At 39.6% G+C, this 15,721-nt stretch carries 16 protein-coding genes; 9 read left to right on the top strand and 7 right to left on the bottom strand.

What is annotated here, in order from left to right:
* Positions 1-56: 56 nt before the first annotated feature.
* Positions 57-194 carry a hypothetical protein gene (locus tag Q3C15_RS01700; protein ID WP_164477236.1) on the bottom strand — a complete coding sequence of 46 codons (138 nt, stop codon included), beginning with the start codon at positions 192-194 and terminating at the stop codon, positions 57-59.
* Between the two features lie 316 nt (positions 195-510).
* On the opposite strand from Q3C15_RS01700, the gene Q3C15_RS01695 reads away from it, so the two are divergent.
* From Q3C15_RS01695 to Q3C15_RS01665, 7 genes are all read left to right on the top strand, one after another.
* Positions 511-1,470: a biotin--[acetyl-CoA-carboxylase] ligase gene (locus Q3C15_RS01695; RefSeq protein WP_302703715.1), complete on the top strand. Its 960-nt coding sequence runs from the start codon at positions 511-513 to the stop codon at positions 1,468-1,470.
* Between the two features lie 11 nt (positions 1,471-1,481).
* A complete protein-coding gene (locus tag Q3C15_RS01690) occupies positions 1,482-1,799 on the top strand; it encodes a hypothetical protein (RefSeq protein WP_302703713.1) in 318 nt (105 codons plus the stop codon).
* A gap of 74 nt (positions 1,800-1,873) precedes the next feature.
* Positions 1,874-2,392, top strand: a complete 519-nt coding sequence (locus Q3C15_RS01685; protein WP_282458515.1) for a biotin transporter BioY — start codon at positions 1,874-1,876, stop codon at positions 2,390-2,392.
* Positions 2,393-2,458: 66 nt separating this feature from the next.
* Entirely contained in the window at positions 2,459-3,601 is a 1,143-nt protein-coding gene (locus Q3C15_RS01680; protein WP_302703709.1) for a DUF4767 domain-containing protein, read from the top strand.
* Positions 3,602-3,925: 324 nt separating this feature from the next.
* A complete protein-coding gene (locus tag Q3C15_RS01675) occupies positions 3,926-4,840 on the top strand; it encodes a helix-turn-helix domain-containing protein (protein ID WP_057827150.1) in 915 nt (304 codons plus the stop codon).
* A 58-nt stretch (positions 4,841-4,898) separates the two neighbouring features.
* On the top strand, positions 4,899-5,966 hold the full coding sequence (locus Q3C15_RS01670; RefSeq protein WP_057827151.1) for a linear amide C-N hydrolase: 1,068 nt from the start codon (positions 4,899-4,901) through the stop codon (positions 5,964-5,966).
* Positions 5,967-6,014: 48 nt separating this feature from the next.
* Positions 6,015-6,602 (top strand): TMEM175 family protein, encoded by a 588-nt coding sequence (locus Q3C15_RS01665; protein WP_283601040.1) that lies wholly within the window; start codon positions 6,015-6,017, stop codon positions 6,600-6,602.
* A gap of 404 nt (positions 6,603-7,006) precedes the next feature.
* Here the strand turns inward: Q3C15_RS01665 and Q3C15_RS01660 are convergent, their stop codons facing one another.
* Positions 7,007-8,170: an enhanced intracellular survival protein Eis gene (locus Q3C15_RS01660; protein WP_283601041.1), complete on the bottom strand. Its 1,164-nt coding sequence runs from the start codon at positions 8,168-8,170 to the stop codon at positions 7,007-7,009.
* 182 nt (positions 8,171-8,352) lie between these two features.
* Between Q3C15_RS01660 and Q3C15_RS01655 the strand changes: the two genes are divergently transcribed.
* Together Q3C15_RS01655 and Q3C15_RS01650 are read left to right on the top strand one after the other, a co-directional pair.
* Complete coding sequence (locus tag Q3C15_RS01655; protein ID WP_302703703.1) at positions 8,353-8,871, top strand: phosphatidylglycerophosphatase A; 519 nt, start codon at positions 8,353-8,355, stop codon at positions 8,869-8,871.
* 3 nt (positions 8,872-8,874) lie between these two features.
* Complete coding sequence (locus Q3C15_RS01650; protein WP_302703701.1) at positions 8,875-9,900, top strand: NAD(P)-dependent oxidoreductase; 1,026 nt, start codon at positions 8,875-8,877, stop codon at positions 9,898-9,900.
* A 53-nt stretch (positions 9,901-9,953) separates the two neighbouring features.
* On the opposite strand, the gene Q3C15_RS01645 is transcribed toward Q3C15_RS01650, so the two are convergent.
* The 5 genes from Q3C15_RS01645 to Q3C15_RS01625 form a co-directional block, all read right to left on the bottom strand.
* The gene (locus Q3C15_RS01645) at positions 9,954-10,940 is read right to left on the bottom strand and encodes a cation diffusion facilitator family transporter (protein ID WP_302703699.1); all 987 of its coding nucleotides are present in this window, start codon (positions 10,938-10,940) and stop codon (positions 9,954-9,956) included.
* On the bottom strand, positions 10,934-11,773 hold the full coding sequence (locus Q3C15_RS01640; RefSeq protein WP_064212786.1) for a metallophosphoesterase: 840 nt from the start codon (positions 11,771-11,773) through the stop codon (positions 10,934-10,936). Before Q3C15_RS01640 ends, Q3C15_RS01645 begins: the two co-directional genes overlap by 7 nt.
* Before the next feature lie 64 nt (positions 11,774-11,837).
* The gene (locus Q3C15_RS01635) at positions 11,838-12,185 is read right to left on the bottom strand and encodes an MmcQ/YjbR family DNA-binding protein (RefSeq protein WP_283601044.1); all 348 of its coding nucleotides are present in this window, start codon (positions 12,183-12,185) and stop codon (positions 11,838-11,840) included.
* A gap of 81 nt (positions 12,186-12,266) precedes the next feature.
* Entirely contained in the window at positions 12,267-13,724 is a 1,458-nt protein-coding gene (locus Q3C15_RS01630; RefSeq protein WP_283601045.1) for a glycoside hydrolase family 1 protein, read from the bottom strand.
* A gap of 12 nt (positions 13,725-13,736) precedes the next feature.
* Positions 13,737-15,710 (bottom strand): beta-glucoside-specific PTS transporter subunit IIABC, encoded by a 1,974-nt coding sequence (locus Q3C15_RS01625; protein WP_302703816.1) that lies wholly within the window; start codon positions 15,708-15,710, stop codon positions 13,737-13,739.
* Positions 15,711-15,721 lie beyond the last annotated feature (11 nt).

Below are 15,721 nucleotides of genomic sequence, written 5' to 3'. Positions count from 1 at the left end.
CTAAAAAAACAGACCTCCCTAAGAGATCTGCCTATTAAATATTCAGTTTTCAAATTCTAATTTTGTAACTTCTTGGCGTCAGCATCCAATTGTGCGAACCCGGCTCCTTGTTTCTTGGCTGGTTCCTTAGCACGAGCTTCCATTGCTTTCCGAGCAAGTTCTTTCCGCTCTTCCTTACTTAAAGTCTTAGCCATAACTACTCGCCTTCTTCCAATTTCGGAATTAAGATTCCTTACACTTTCGTTATAACGCAATTGTCAGCTGAATCAAGAAAAAAGAATTAATTTTTGACGCAAATAATTTGAGCTCGAAAAAGAATTGAATTCCAATGCCAGTTTCATTACCTTTGAGATGAGGTAGTTACATCTCATATTACAATTCAATCCTACACATTAAAACACCTAAGATCACTTAATTTCCTCTAATCTTGACACAGACTGATCGCGGGTGTTTTTTATTAACCTTAATCGCTGTATAATGTTTACAAGAATAACTATATGGAGTTTGATCATGGATTTTAAACAGGAAATTTTAAATTTACTTTTTACTTCACAAAATGATTGGATCTCGGGCGATGAACTGGCCCAAAAGTTCAACATTAGCCGCACAATGGTTTGGAAATACATTAAAGCCCTTGAAAATGACGGCTTCCAAATCAAAAGCAAACGCAGCGCCGGCTATCAGCTTGAAACCGGGTATGCATTAAATAATGCACTGATCGAACGTCAACTTGATCAATCCGTTGACGTCCAAACTTTTAAAACGATCAATTCAACTAACACGTATCTTAAAGAATATCTCGGCGTTCATTCGTTAACCCAACCACTGGCGGTGATTGCCGAAAAACAAACAAAGGGTTACGGCCGCTTTAAACGCAATTTTTATTCACCGGATCACGGTGGAATTTATTTAAGTCTTGCCGTTCCGTTGAATAATCAACCCCTTAATCCTTCACTAGTAACAACAAGCATTGCGATTGGGGTCATTCATGCCCTTCAAAAATTCTTTCCGGAACAAAATTTCAGCGTAAAGTGGGTCAACGACCTTTACATTGGTCACAAAAAAATCGCAGGGATCTTAACGGAAGCAACCGCTGACCTTGAATCCTTAGCACCAACCGAATTAGTAATTGGCGTTGGCATTAACCTAACAACTCAAGATTTTCCTAAAGAATTAAAATCAAAAGTGCAAGCCATCAGCGATCGTCTTCCAGCCGACCTTAACACGATTGCTGCTGAACTGATCAATAACTTACTCAGTATTCTCACCGATTATGAAGACGGCCACTATCTTCAAGAATACCGCCAACGATTAAATCTAATGGGCAAACAAATCGATATGCAGGTCGGCTCGAAACTGACACATGGCGAAGTTGTCGATCTTAGCAATGATGGCGGCTTAGTCGTTAAGGACAAACAAAACCATCTTCAAACATATTATTCAGGGGAAGTTCAAAAAATTTATTTTTAAGGAGAAATATCATGGGGAAAATAAGTAATCAAGAATTGTTCGGCCTGATTGATGCCGCATATAACTCACTTCCTGATCATTACCAAAGCGGCCAACTTGGACAATTGATTCTGAAAGCTGCGCAAAATTTAAATCATGGAATGGACTCAATTACCTGTTGCGTAAGATTGATCCATGATTTTTCAACCTACATTTTGATTGACCAGCATATCAAAAACATTAAGTTTACACCTGAAGTCAAACACCTTTACCAAGTTGCAAACCAAATTGCCCAAAAACGCATTGCTGAAAATGGTTTTGCAAATTTAGGCAATCTGTTTTTACGATAATTGTTAACTTTAATGTTGATTTATGGTTAACAATGTGTAAAACTATCCTTAAATCGTATTTTAAGGAGTTTTTTATGAAACATTCATCAACAATCAGTCTTGCTCAGGTCGCTTTAATGGCCGCTTGTATTTTAGTTTTAGGATTTATCCCACCGATTCCAACCGGGATTCTTCCCGTTCCAATCGTTGTTCAAAACCTTGGAATCATGCTTGCGGGAGTTATTTTAGGGCCGAAAAAAGGAACGGCCAGTGTTGCCCTGTTCCTGCTGATTTCATTGATCACCGGTGGGCCCGCCCAATTTTTTAGTCCAACAAGCGGCTATCTTTATACTTGGCTGATCGTCCCATTTCTAATCGGCTTTTGTTTGCAGCAGTTTCATATTCAACGATTCTCATTGACCCTCGTTATCGTTTGGTTATGGGGCGTTTTGTTCATGGACGTTGCGGGTGGAATATGGTTAGCATGGTATACCCATGCCAAATTAACTTCAACTTTAATTTCGAGTTTAGTCTTTATTCCAGGAGATACAGTTAAGGCCATTTTGACCGCTCTGATTGGCCCGCGGATCGCCGCCCAAATCAGAAAGAAATAACCTCGTTGAATTGTTTTGATTTTTGATATACTAACAATGTAAATAATTTTAAGGAGTGTGGATCACATGAAAAAAGGATTCCTTCTTGTTCCGCTTTTGACTTCCGCTGTTTTACTTGGCGGTTGCGGAAACTCACAAGTTAGTCATTCAACGCATCAAAACAATGCAGTTAAAACTAATAAGGTTGCTGATCAAAATAACCAAAAGAATCAGTCATCAGCAACGGCCGCAACGACAACAACAGCTAGTGACCAACAGGAACAGTCATCGTGGAATCAATCGAAAAATCAGAAACTGGCTTCATTTATGCAAAAATGGGGTACAACAATGAACCAGCAATATAAGAGCTATGGCCCGGGAAATAATACTAATTTTTACGGCATCGCATTTCCGCAACAGTTCGATCAAACTTTGTTAAAGGTTGATAACCAAACCGTTTCAATGAAATGGTCAAATGACGGAACTGGCAATGCCGATTATAACGTGGTCGCAATCTACTGCGACAGCGATACTGCTCAACCGATGAATGAGCACCTTTACCTCTTTACTTTCCATAATGGTGATCCAGTCGTTTTAATTACCCAACAAACTAACGGGAATGTAACGAAATCTGCCAATAACGGCCCCGATGACGGTTTGCACTTTAAAGAAACGGCTAATCAAGATTTGAGTAACGGATTCAAGGCGATTGCCAATGGAAAGACGCCTAAATTGAATGGCCAAAAGACAAGTAATAATGCTAGTCAAAATTCTAGTTCACAATCAGATGCTCCGGATAACTTCCCGGCAGACATGCAAGGGACATGGTATACATACGATAAAACCGACGATAAAATTACATCGATTACAATTAGTGGTAATAAATTAACCGATTCTGAAGACCCGAATGATGTTACTGAAGTTCATAAGATTACGGATTCAGAAAAACAGGCTAATGAAAATACAAACCCAAGTACAATTGACAGTAGTAAACGAAACTGGGCTTACTTTAACCATATTAATGGATGGTTAAATGTTTATGGCTGGTATCAAAGTGCCGGCGATGGTGAATATTATAAGGTCATGACTGAGAATATTAATGGAAAAGACGTCCCAGTCTTAGCTGCTGCTAGCGGTGCCGGAATTTGGTTAGATAACAATTACTACCGCTCACAAGACTTAGCACAACAGCAACAAGATACGACATATGACGGTGAAAGTACACGTTAATAACAACTAAAAAAATGGTCTGGATCCCACTAATCCAGACCATTTTTATCCCCATAACACTTGTACTCAGGAATAACGATTTTTGAACTCGGATCCGCTTCCCAAGACCCGAATATCAATAATCCGTTCTACGAAAGACCGAAACATTAATTACTTTCTCCGTGATTATTAATTTTATTTGCTATTCCCTACCCTTTAAGTATAACTAAATTATTTTCTTTAAATGGGTGAGATAACCACTATTGGGAATTCGTTGTCAAATTTGCAACTAAATTGTGAAAACGATATCATTAAATTGAAAAATTGCCTTAAGGATGTGATCAAATGGATTTTGGAAAAGCCATTTCAAATATTCGAAGAAACAAACATATTTCAATCCAACAAATTACCAATAACACCATTACTAAATCTTCTTATAACCGGTTCGTGAATGGTGAAACGCAGCCTTCCGTTAACAGCTTTTTGACTTTGCTTCAAAATTTGCATGTCAGTTTTGAAGAATTTCTCTATATTTCGCGCGGGTATAAACCAGATTATTTCAATGAAATTGCAATGCAGATTCGGGACGCGACGATTACCAGAAACATCCCGTTAATGCAGGAAATTCACGCAACGATTTCCACTTATGCACAACAAAATCCAAATAACCAGACTTACCTTCATCTTAAATGCGTCACAACCCTTATTCTAAATTCGCTTCAAAATGAACCACTTGATCAGGAATCCAAGAAGATTCTTTTAAATTACCTTTTGAAATGCGACGTGTGGACCCATTACGAGCACACTCTTTTCAATAGTGTAATTTTTATCTTTGAACCGTCAGCCGTTAACGCCATGGAAAAGCGAATCATTCGCAATTTAGATAGTTACGAATTAATGCATATTTATGGAAATGAAAGTTTCCGCAGCTTATGCGTAATTCTTGCGTTTGATATTTCTCATCAGGATTTAATGGCTGCCATCAAGGTCGTCAGCAAGCTTGCTAATTTTTCGCTTCATGCAGACATGCTCTTTGAAAAGACCCTTTATAAGCTCTTTTCAGGAATTGTTTTTCTTCTTTCAGGACAATCAATTGGCCTGCAAAACATTAAGGAAGCAATTCAAATCATGCAGCTAACGGACTCAAAAGACTACTTGAAAGCGACCTTTGCGTTCATTAAAGACGTATGCCAAATTTATGATTTTCATGATGAAGGTCTGGCTCAATTATTAAAAGAAGGTTACCAAAAGTTGGACTAATAACCTTTTAGGGTCCGTTATGCTATAACGAAGATGAAATTAGATAGGAGCTGATCATATGAATTCAAAGATTCGTCAAGTCGCAAAACAACTAAATGCCGGATGTTCAAGTATTGCGTGGGAGACCCAAGACGGCAAACACATCTGGGGCCGGAATTATGATTTCAATTCGATTGCCGAATCAGCAACAACCGTTGTTCCGCGCGGCTTAAAATACTATACTGCCGGAACGCCTTATGATCATAATTTAAGTGAAGAAAACATTGTAACGTCAAAATACGCGGCAGTCGGTGTCGGAACAATGGCCATGCAGGTTACACCCGTCTTTTACGAAGGAATCAACGAAAAAGGATTAATGGGCGGTCAGCTTTTCTATGCTGGATTCGCATCATTTCCTGATGTTCCGCGACCAAATAGCCAAGAACTTAACCCGGGTTATGTTGTTACCCATGCGCTTCTTCAATGTGCAACCGTTGATGAAGTCGTTGACCTGCTTACAAAAAAGGCAACGTGCGTTAACCAATCACTTGCTGGTTCAACCGCAACCGTTCACTGGGTCTTTTCTGACCGTTCCGGGGAAACGATCATTATCGAACCTGATAACCAACAAATGACCATTTACCGGCATACTGCTGGCGTAATGACCAACAGTCCCGATTATCGTTGGCACAAGCAAAACCTTTTAAGTTACTTGAACGTTAAAAACGATGAATTCCCTGACCGTAACATGGATGGCATCGAAGTTCAAAAACCATTTAAGGGAACCGGTGCCCTCGGATTACCTGGTGATTTCACTTCGCAATCGCGTTTTATTCGGGCATCATTTCTTAAATATTATGGCATCAAGGGTCAAAATGAAGAAGAAGGAATTCAATATCTATTCCATTTGCTCGATAACGTGGCCATGCCGCTTGGAATCGTCAAAGTCGCTGATCATGGAAATCAACAAGATTACGATGAAACGATCTATTCGGCTGCAATGTGCGCTGAATCACTGAAGTTTTACTGGAAATCATACAAAAATTCAACGGTTCAATGCGTTGACCTTAATCATGAACTGAATAATACGGAAGTTAAGAGTTTCCCGTTGAATAACGAAACCCCTGATTTTAAAAACGTTAATTAACTATGCTAAACTAAACTGGTTAATTTAATCTAAAAGGAAACTTGTTAAATGAGTAAGGACCGGTTGACCGCGTTTTTTGATGCTGTGCTTGCGATCGTTATGACGGTTTTAGTTTTAAGCTTAAAGCAACCAGCCTCTGCGACGTTAAGTGCCGTTTTAGCATTGCATAAGGAATACTTAACATATGCAACTTCATTTTTTGTTTTATGTATTACCTGGCATAATCTGCACAACACATTTCAAGTCGTTCGTAAAATTAACGGCGGTGTTTTATGGGCAAATTCATTGTTACTTTTTGCGATTTCGTTTTTCCCATACGTAACCACTTTTGTCAGTGATCACTTTTTTGCGCGGGTTGCTGAATTTTTCTTTGGAATCGTCTTTTTACTGATTTCATTAATGTATGTTTTACTTTGCTTTACCCTTTACTGGGCGGATAAAGCCAATAAGGCGCTTTTCCAAGTGATTTATCGACCACGGAAATTTACAATTTATTTTTTGATTCAAATTATAGGATTCATTTGCGGATATTTTTACCCGCCAGCAATCATCATTACGGTGATCCTTGCAACCGCCGTTTGGATAATTCCAGAGCGCCGGGCTGAGCAAATTATCAAAAAACAACATCAGCATTAAAAAAACACTCACCAGATTTAAATATCTCGTGAGTGTTTTTACTTATGTGAATCCATTTTGTATTCCTTCAAATTCTATAAATTACGGTTGTACTTTAAGTTCTGCATCAATGCGGTGATTGAAGCTAAATCATGTTTCTTAACAAAGAAATTTAATACTTTTTTCATTGGAATCCCTCCTTCAACCTTTCCTTTAATTTCACCTTTATCCTAACACCGCACCTTAAGCTACCCCAGCCTTTAGCTCGATTTCTAATTGAATTCTTAATTCCCAATCACCGTTTCGCTGTAAGCTTATCTTCCATCGCTTAATCCTTACAGTCGCAATGGATTACAGCCCTTTAAAATTTTAAATTACGACCATAAAAAAAGAGATTGCTGAGTTTTCTAACAATCTCTTAATAATTAAAAGTAATCATTAAACCCTAAAATATTCTTCTTCACTGCCGAATCAAACTGCGCTAATTGCTCGTCATTAATTGCTTGCACTTGAATTCGATGAAGTTGAACCGCTTGTTCTAAAGACAATTGTCCAAAGAAAAAGGCTGACAAATCATTAATCTTCCCCCTGATTTGCCAATGATCTTCCTGAAACTCTTGTTCGATTCCCGCTTTGCTTACCTTCCAAACGCCGTTATTCGATTGAAGAACATCATCTTCAATCTTGATGAACATTGTTCCAAACTCATTTTCAAACGGATATTTGGCAATAAACCGTTTAAAGTTAACAATTCGGCCCATCATATACGGCTCGACATGCACATTCATTTCACCTGGCTCAAGTGAATAGTGTCCCTGGTAAAAATTGCTGTAATCCTTAAAAATGAATCGTTCAACCATGCTTGAATGCGCCGCAATGAAATTCAACAGCGTTTGGTACGTATCCCAATCTTGGTAATTCATTTCAGAAACAACGATATTCGTCCCCTGAATTTCATAAATTGCATAACCCGTCATTTGAGTTGAATCATAGACCTTCGCTACATTCCATTTATTTTTCAAGGTGAGGTAATGCCACCACCATGGCTGCCGGTTGATCTTTCCATCTTGCGTTGCAACCGTTTGGCGATAATATTCAGCAACCTCATCCACGGAATTTGCAAGCGGTGTTCGTTCGACCTTGCGCTGAGCTTCTACTTTGGCTGGCCGAAACTTTTGCGCATCAATTTCGTATGTAAACGCACTGACAGCCTGCTCATAACCCAACCGGCGATAATAACGTTGCGAGAATGGGGCTAAAAATGACAATTCATATCCATCGGCGTTCATGTCCGCTAAAGCGGTTTTTAATAAGGTAGTTGCGTACCCACGTCCGCCGTATTCCGGATAAGTCATCACATCGCCAATTCCGCCCATTTGAAAAGGCTGATCCCCAATTCGAAGCTCAAACGGTAGTCGGTACAGGCCGCTGACAACCTGCTCGCCATCTTTGATTCGAAAAACTTTTCCATGTTCAACCCGATCCATAAAAAACGCTTTCCGCGCGGGTGAATCTTGGCGGTTAAAAGCGTACAGATAAAGTTGATAAAGCGATTCGCGCTCTGACAGCTGTAAAACTAAATCTTCCATCTGAGATTCCTCCTTTCTTATAAAGAATGATAACGCTTTCTCGAATAAATGTATATACCAATTTTAATAAAAAATAATTCAACAATAACTAAATGCTGAATGCAATTCCCAGTTCAAATAATTGCTCTGGAAGCGCTTATTTAATATAATGCTGATTGAATAAGTTTAAGGGAAGTGAAAAGATGTCAAATGATGTTTATCCTGATCAGGAAGTTTGGAATTACATTCAAACTGAACTTAAAAAACGCGATATTTCGCTTAATGAAATTGCCACCCATGCATGGGAACATCAGCGACAATTCAACAGTGAATTGACGATCAATGAAGCGGAAATGGCCGTTCGCAAGGTCTTAAGTAAACGGGAAGTTCGCAATGCGATTATGGTTGCCCTTGCGATTGATAACCTTGCAAATGCGCATCAGTTACCTGAACCGCTACAGACAATTATTGCTGAAGACAATCCTTGTTTTGGGGTCGATGAAATGCTTGCCATTAACGGAATTGCTCAACTTTACGGGTCAATCGCCGTTTCAAACTTCGGTTACCTGGATGTTCATAAATCAAATGCAGCCAAAAAGCTTGATACCGCGCAAAAAAATGGCGGCCAAATTGCAACCATGCTCGATGATTGCATTTCTGCCATTCAGGCCTGTGCTGAAGGTTATTTAGCCCATAATTTAAGCGCAAGCGATATGGAATAATGAATGAAGGAGGAGATTTCAACGAAATTTAATAAAGTTTTTGTTCTCGGTGGAACCGGTTTTCTTGGATACCATACAATTAAAGAATTATTAAATAATGATATTAAAGTCAAAACCCTTTCACTTCCACCTAAAAAAGATACGGTAATCAAAGAAGATAATCCCCTTGAAGGTATGGACAATGTTGAATGTCTCGTTGGAAATATCAATGAAATGAATGACCACGAAGTCGTTGAGATGTTAAGCGATTGTGATGGCTTTATTTATGCTGCCGGAGCCGATGAACGAATTCAAGCTGAAATTCCAGCAAAACGATTTTACTATGAGGCAAATGTTTTACCAACGCAACGGATGGTTCGCCTGGCCTGTCAGGCAGGATTGAAAAAATTTGTTGTCTTTGGCTCATACTTTGCTGAAATGGCTGAACGTTATCCTGAAACCGGTTTGAAAGACTCACCGTACATCAACACCCGTCTTCTCCAAGAACAAGTTGCTTTTGCTGAAGGCGAAGGCAAGATGGAAGTTTGCGGATTACGCTTACCATACATCTTCGGAACAATGAAGGAACGTATGCCATTATGGCAAATGTTTGTTGACCGAATTCGCGACAATGATGTTTATCCAGTCTTTAAAGGTGGAACTGCATGTGTAACGGCTACCCAAGTTGGTGAAGCTGCGGTCGGCGCCCTCCTCTATGGTCACCACCGGGAAACATTTGCCATCGGTGACATTAACATGACCTACGAAGAATTCGCCAATATCATCAAAGATGAACTTGGAACAAACACTCAAATTCCAGTCATCACCCTTGAAGAAGGGTTGCCAACTTACAAGGAACTTGATCGGAATCTTGCCGACCAAAATCGCGAAAGCGGCATTCACATGGAAATGATTGCCCACGTTCAACAGAAATTCTGTTACTTAAACTGGGCCGATACTTTCCCAAAGTTACACGTGAAACGCGAAGATATTCGCGAAGAACTGCGGAAGACGATCCGGTATATTATTGAACTCGAAAATCAACAGTAAATGTTTCATGTGAAACACATAAAAAGCGATGAGCAAAAATTGCTCATCGCTTTTTAAATTTCATTTGGATAAAAAATAATCTTTGTATCCGAAACGCCGCACTCCTGCTTTAAGGTTTCTTCAATCTGTTCAGCAAGAATAAATGATTCTTTAACAGTCATCTTCCCACTAACTGTTACCTCGGCTTCAACGGTCACCAAACTTCCGTTATAGTGTGCTGTTAAGCCCGGGACGGATTTGATTTGCGGATTATTTAAAATTACCTTTTTGTATTTTTCTTCTTTTCGCGGATTAAAGTAATCAGCAAGGTTCAAACTGCTTTCAAGAAAAATTTTAAATCCCGAGTACAGAATGAAACAACCAATAATGATACTGGCAACACTGTCGACCCACCGAATGCCAAATTTCCACATTACAAAAATTGAAACGGCAGTTCCAACACTCGTTAAAATATCACCCAGACTGTCTTGGGCCGAAGCTAACAACGCTGCGCTGTTGGTCTTTTTACCACTTGAATAGTTAATGATATAAATCAAAAGAATCAAAATAACGGAAATCCCAGCTCCAACAATTCCAATTGGATTCGGGATTTTTTGTGTCTTAAGATTCATTAATGCGTGAATCCCGCCGCTAATAATATTGACTGCAATTCCAATCATCAAAATCGAAGTTACAAGCGTAAAAATCGTTTCAAAGCGGAAGCGTGATAAGCGCACCCTTTTCTGGTTACTCAACTCATTTTGATCACTCACCGGAAATCCAATCAGCCGCGTTTCATCTTCATCACTGGCAATGTGAATTCCAACAATCAATAGGAACGTCGAAATCACCCCGGATAAGTTATTAAAGGCATCCGCTTTTAAAACCTCCGCCTCACTCTGGATTGCAAGCCAATATTCGATCAGGAAAATTAAAACATACGTCAGAACATTAAAAAACAAATTACGTTTAACGACGCGATAGTTTTTGAATTGTTCCGATTGCAACTTTTCCCACGTCACACTTTCATTTTCTTCATATGAGTTATCTTTTTTTACCATTCAATCTTCTCCACGTTTGATAATGCTTGCGTTAAGTAATCGCACTTTTGATTTTCAGCAGCAACTTTTGCTTGATTGAACGTAAACTTTCCGGTCCGCAATAATTCTTCATATAGATCATAGTATGGAATTTCCCGTTCATGGGCAATTTGCAATTCCTTTTCTAAGTCATAAGGAACATTACGCTGATCCCAACTTAAAACACTTCGATGATCGATCGTTAAAATGCCGTAACTGGCTTTTCCACTGATTTCTAACCGATCAGATACTGGCATTCCAACACTTCCGGGATTGAAAATGTACCGGCCATCATTCGTCATCCGTAAAATTGAACGATGCGTATGGCCGTAAATTCCAACGTCCGCATCAGTTTGACTCATCAATTCGTCAAAATTAGCCTGTTCATTTGTTGGATAACTGAAACCGCCGCGGCATTTAGTTGGAGTCGAATGAAAAATATTAAAAGTAATTTCTTCGACTTTAATTTCCTGTCTCAATGGTAATTGGGATAACCAATCAAATTTTGCTTTTCCAAGTTTTTCCCGGTCATACGTCGAAGTAATGATCGCCATAATTGCTTTTGGATTATTTTCAAAATCCGTGAATTGATGATCAATCAAACTTCGATAAACCGCCTCATGATTCCCAATGATCCACGTTAACGGGTTAACCTGTTGAAGGGCTTCAACACATTCCAACGGCTCTGGCCCGCGATTCGTAATGTCACCTAAAACAATGTAATCATCAACGTTTTGTTTTTGGGCATCTTCCAATACAGCCTTCAATGCTTGATAGTTCCCATGACTATCGCCGATCAATGCTAATTTTCGCATCTCAATCCCTCGCTTTAGTTTGATCTTTACTTTTAATCTTAATCATTCCGTTAATAATTGACAATTACTTGGCTGTTAACTTTGCACTTTCTTTGATAAGTCCTAAGAGCTCATCTGCCGTCAGTGAAGTCAAATTAACCGCAACCGTATTCCAATGAACTTTATTCATATGATATCCAGGATAAAATCCCGTTTCACTTTGTCTTAAAATGTCACCTTTATCTGGATCAAGCTTAATATCAATCAATAATTGACCGTCAATTTCAAAAATCAGCGCCATAATTTTATTATTCGATTGATGTTTGATAACCATCCATTTGATTTTTTCATGACTATTCGGTCCGTTAAACGGATAACATTCATAACCATCTGTATTAGCTAATACCAAATCAATTAATTCCTGCCGTTCCAATGTTTCACCCTTTTCCGTTTGTGTTTCACATGAAACATTATATAAAAAAGGTTCTGGCTTCCACCAGAACCTTCTTGATGATTATAATTCTTCACCATTTGATTTAATTACTTTCCGGTACCAATCAAACGAATCTTTCTTCATCCGTTTCATTGTTCCATGACCTTGATCATCGCGGTCAACATAAATGAATCCGTAACGCTTTGACATTTGCCCTGTTCCAGCTGAAACTAAGTCAATGCATCCCCAAGTCGTGTATCCGCGTAAATCAACTCCATTTTGGATTGCGCGGTCCATGGCTTCAATGTGTTCTTTCAAATATTGAATCCGGTAGTCATCATGGATTTTACCATCAGCATCGATTTTGTCGATTGCTCCTAATCCATTTTCGACAATCATCATCGGTAATTCATACCGGTCGTACATCTTTTCAAGGTAGTATTGCAACCCGTCTGGATCATCTGCCCATTCCCATTCGGAATAATTCAGGTATGGATTCCGGGCGCCGGTTGAAAGGTTTCCGCCAACTTCTTCCTGATCTTTATGGGTCGTAACCGCACTCGACATGTAATACGAGAAAGTATACATATCAACCGTTCCGTTTTTCAAAATCTCACGATCTTCATCAGTAATATCAAGTTTAACATGATGCTTATCCCATAACCGGTGAGCAAACGTTGGATACTTTCCTTTGCATTGCACATCGCCGCAATAATAGATGTCACGTTCCCACATATGTTCATTTAATAGGATGTCCTTTGGATCCGGTGTCAACGGATAAGTTGCAATTCCGCAGATCATGCATCCAATCTGATTATCAGGATCGATTTGATGTCCAATTTGAACGGCTTTTGCACTTGCAACAAATTGATAATGCAACTTTTGGTATGCGTGCTGGTATTCTTCATCGGAAGCTTGATGACCGCCAAAGTGTATGAACATGACCGTACTGTTGATTTCATTAAACGTTAACCAATAGTGAACTAATCCCTTGTATTCTTTAAATAATGTTTCAGCAAACTTAGCATATAAATCAATGACTTTCCGGTTACCCCAGTCATGGTACTTTTCTTCCATTGCAAGCGGATCGTCGGAATGCGAAATTGTAACTAACGGTTCAATGTTGTACTTATGCAACTCTTCAAAGACTTTCCGGTAAAAATCAAGTCCTGCTTGATTCGGCTTGTCTTCTTCACCCGTTGGAAAAATCCGCGACCATGAAATCGACATCCGGAACATTTTAAAGCCCATTTCAGCAAAAAGTTTGATGTCTTCTTTGTAGTGATGGTAAAAATCAATTGCTTCCTGGTTCGGGTAATATTCGCCGGGCAAAACGGCCCCAGTTGCATCACTCGGAATAAATGACCCCTTTCCTGTTCGCCCATCCTTAAACTTATATGTTACTTGACGGTTTTGATGAAGCGAACCGGCCGTGGTTACATCCGTCCGGGCCAGTCCCCGACCATCAACATTATATGCACCTTCAATTTGGTTAGCAGCCGTTGCGCCGCCCCAATAGAAATTCTTTGGAAAACTCATCTCTCAAACCTCCTATTTCAAGCTAAGTAATTCGTCGCCGGCATTCACTTGACCTTCCTTAACGGCTTTGATTTCGTGATAATTCTTTGAGTTAGTGATTACCATCGGAATTGTAGTGTCATAACCGGCGTTTTTAATTTCATCTAAATCAAATTTAATTAACTGTTGTCCCTTGGTTACGTGGTCACCTTTATTAACCAATGTTTCAAATCCTTTTCCTTGAAGTTCAACGGTATCCATTCCAATGTGGATCAAAACTTCAGCACCGTCTTTCGTCCGTAACCCAATTGCGTGTCCAGTTGGGAACGTCATCAAAACTTCGGCATCATCAGGAGCGGCGATTACATTATCTGATGGTTCAACGGCAACGCCCTTACCCATCGCACCTGATGCAAACACTTCATCTTTAATACTTGCAAGCGGAACGGCATTTCCTTTGATTGGACTTGCCAAAGTTGTTGCTGGGTTGTAGCAAACATTTTGCTTTTCCGGTTGAGCACCTTGAGTTTCGTCATGATCATAAACTTCATCAACCACTGGTGCTGGAGCTTCAACGGCAGCAGCAACTTCTGGGCCATCAACCGCATTTTTACCAAAGAGAACTTGAAGAAGGAACCCGAGAATAAAACCAACAACGGAAGCAATAATTGTTCCCCAGAAGCCCATGCCAATTCCAGCCTTTGGGTTAATCATTGATGGATATACAAAGATTCCCATTCCACCCATCATATATCCAAGTCCATGGAATGCACCAATAATTCCACCAGTAACAGCCCCGGCAATACAACTTAAAATAAATGGCTTTTTCCGTGGAAGGGTTACCCCGTAAATTGCAGGTTCAGTAACCCCAAAGATTCCGGAAACAAACGCTGGAATCGCAACGGAACGCAACTTTTGATCTTTGGTTTGGAAAATAATTGCTAAAACAACTCCAATTTGGGCAAAGCAAACCGTGTATGATAAAGGTAAAATTGGCATGTATCCTAAAGCTGCTAAATTAGCCATCGCAACGGCAACGATTCCCCAGTGAAGGCCAAACATAACAAAGACTTGCCAGAAACCAGCTAATAATAATCCAGCTAAAATTGGACTAAAGCCGTAAACTGCTTTACATGCAAAGCCAATAATGTCACCTAACCAAGTAGCCACTGGTCCAATCACGATCAAACTAACTGGAACCGCAATTAACAATGTAAAGAACGGAACTAAGAATAACTTAACGGTGTCGGGAATAATTTTCCGCATCCATTTTTGAACATGACCGGCAAACCAAACCGCTAAAATAATCGGAATAACTGATGAAGTATAGCTTGCAGCCACCACCGGAATTCCTAAGAACGTTGCGTGAATTTCAGATTGTAAGAATGTTCCTTTAAATAACGTAAAGAGAACATGATGACTGTTTGCCATGGCAACAATCGATGGATAACACATGACAGCCGCAATCGTTAATCCAATGTACTTATCAAGGTGAAATTTCTTTGATGCACTTAATGCTAAAACAATTGGCAGGAAGTAGAAGAAACTATCCCCAATCGCATACAAAATTTGATATGTCCCCGAAGTTTTGGCAATCCATCCCAATGAAGCAAACATCGCGGCAAAGCCTTTGAGCATTCCGGCAGCACACAACGGACCTAAGGCCGGGGTGAAAATGCTTGAAATTATATCGATAAAACGATCAAGCAAACTCATGTTACTTGTATCTTCATAGTCATCCGGAACTTCCCCACCGCCGGAAAAGCCACCGATTTTGATCAATTCATCATAAACATCGGCAACGTTATTTCCAATTACAACCTGATATTGGCCGCCTGCTTTAACGACTGAGATGACGCCATCAATGTTTTTGACCTCTTCATCATTGGCCTTCTTTTCATCCTTTAACTTAAACCGTAGCCGGGTCGTACAGTGAACCACACTGATTACGTTATCCTTACCGCCAACGCCGGCGATAATCTTTTTGCATAAATCTTGATATGCCATTTGAAACTCCT

This window comes from Ligilactobacillus sp. 110_WCHN, assembly GCF_030518115.1.
GTDB lineage: Bacteria > Bacillota > Bacilli > Lactobacillales > Lactobacillaceae > Ligilactobacillus > Ligilactobacillus aviarius_C.
This window is presented reverse-complemented; position numbering and strand designations above follow the sequence as displayed.

Excerpts from the sequence above, each read along its gene's own strand:
- Q3C15_RS01645 (WP_302703699.1), bottom strand. The coding sequence starts at position 10,940 with ATGGTAAAAAAAGATAACTCATATGAAGAAAATGAAAGTGTGACGTGG.
- Q3C15_RS01670 (WP_057827151.1), top strand. The coding sequence starts at position 4,899 with ATGAATTCAAAGATTCGTCAAGTCGCAAAACAACTAAATGCCGGATGT.
- Q3C15_RS01630 (WP_283601045.1), bottom strand. The coding sequence starts at position 13,724 with ATGAGTTTTCCAAAGAATTTCTATTGGGGCGGCGCAACGGCTGCTAAC.
- Q3C15_RS01625 (WP_302703816.1), bottom strand. The coding sequence starts at position 15,710 with ATGGCATATCAAGATTTATGCAAAAAGATTATCGCCGGCGTTGGCGGT.
- Q3C15_RS01650 (WP_302703701.1), top strand. The coding sequence starts at position 8,875 with ATGAAGGAGGAGATTTCAACGAAATTTAATAAAGTTTTTGTTCTCGGT.
- Q3C15_RS01680 (WP_302703709.1), top strand. The coding sequence starts at position 2,459 with ATGAAAAAAGGATTCCTTCTTGTTCCGCTTTTGACTTCCGCTGTTTTA.
- Q3C15_RS01690 (WP_302703713.1), top strand. The coding sequence starts at position 1,482 with ATGGGGAAAATAAGTAATCAAGAATTGTTCGGCCTGATTGATGCCGCA.
- Q3C15_RS01655 (WP_302703703.1), top strand. The coding sequence starts at position 8,353 with ATGTCAAATGATGTTTATCCTGATCAGGAAGTTTGGAATTACATTCAA.
- Q3C15_RS01700 (WP_164477236.1), bottom strand. The coding sequence starts at position 194 with ATGGCTAAGACTTTAAGTAAGGAAGAGCGGAAAGAACTTGCTCGGAAA.
- Q3C15_RS01675 (WP_057827150.1), top strand. The coding sequence starts at position 3,926 with ATGGATTTTGGAAAAGCCATTTCAAATATTCGAAGAAACAAACATATT.
- Q3C15_RS01660 (WP_283601041.1), bottom strand. The coding sequence starts at position 8,170 with ATGGAAGATTTAGTTTTACAGCTGTCAGAGCGCGAATCGCTTTATCAA.
- Q3C15_RS01665 (WP_283601040.1), top strand. The coding sequence starts at position 6,015 with ATGAGTAAGGACCGGTTGACCGCGTTTTTTGATGCTGTGCTTGCGATC.
- Q3C15_RS01640 (WP_064212786.1), bottom strand. The coding sequence starts at position 11,773 with ATGCGAAAATTAGCATTGATCGGCGATAGTCATGGGAACTATCAAGCA.
- Q3C15_RS01695 (WP_302703715.1), top strand. The coding sequence starts at position 511 with ATGGATTTTAAACAGGAAATTTTAAATTTACTTTTTACTTCACAAAAT.
- Q3C15_RS01685 (WP_282458515.1), top strand. The coding sequence starts at position 1,874 with ATGAAACATTCATCAACAATCAGTCTTGCTCAGGTCGCTTTAATGGCC.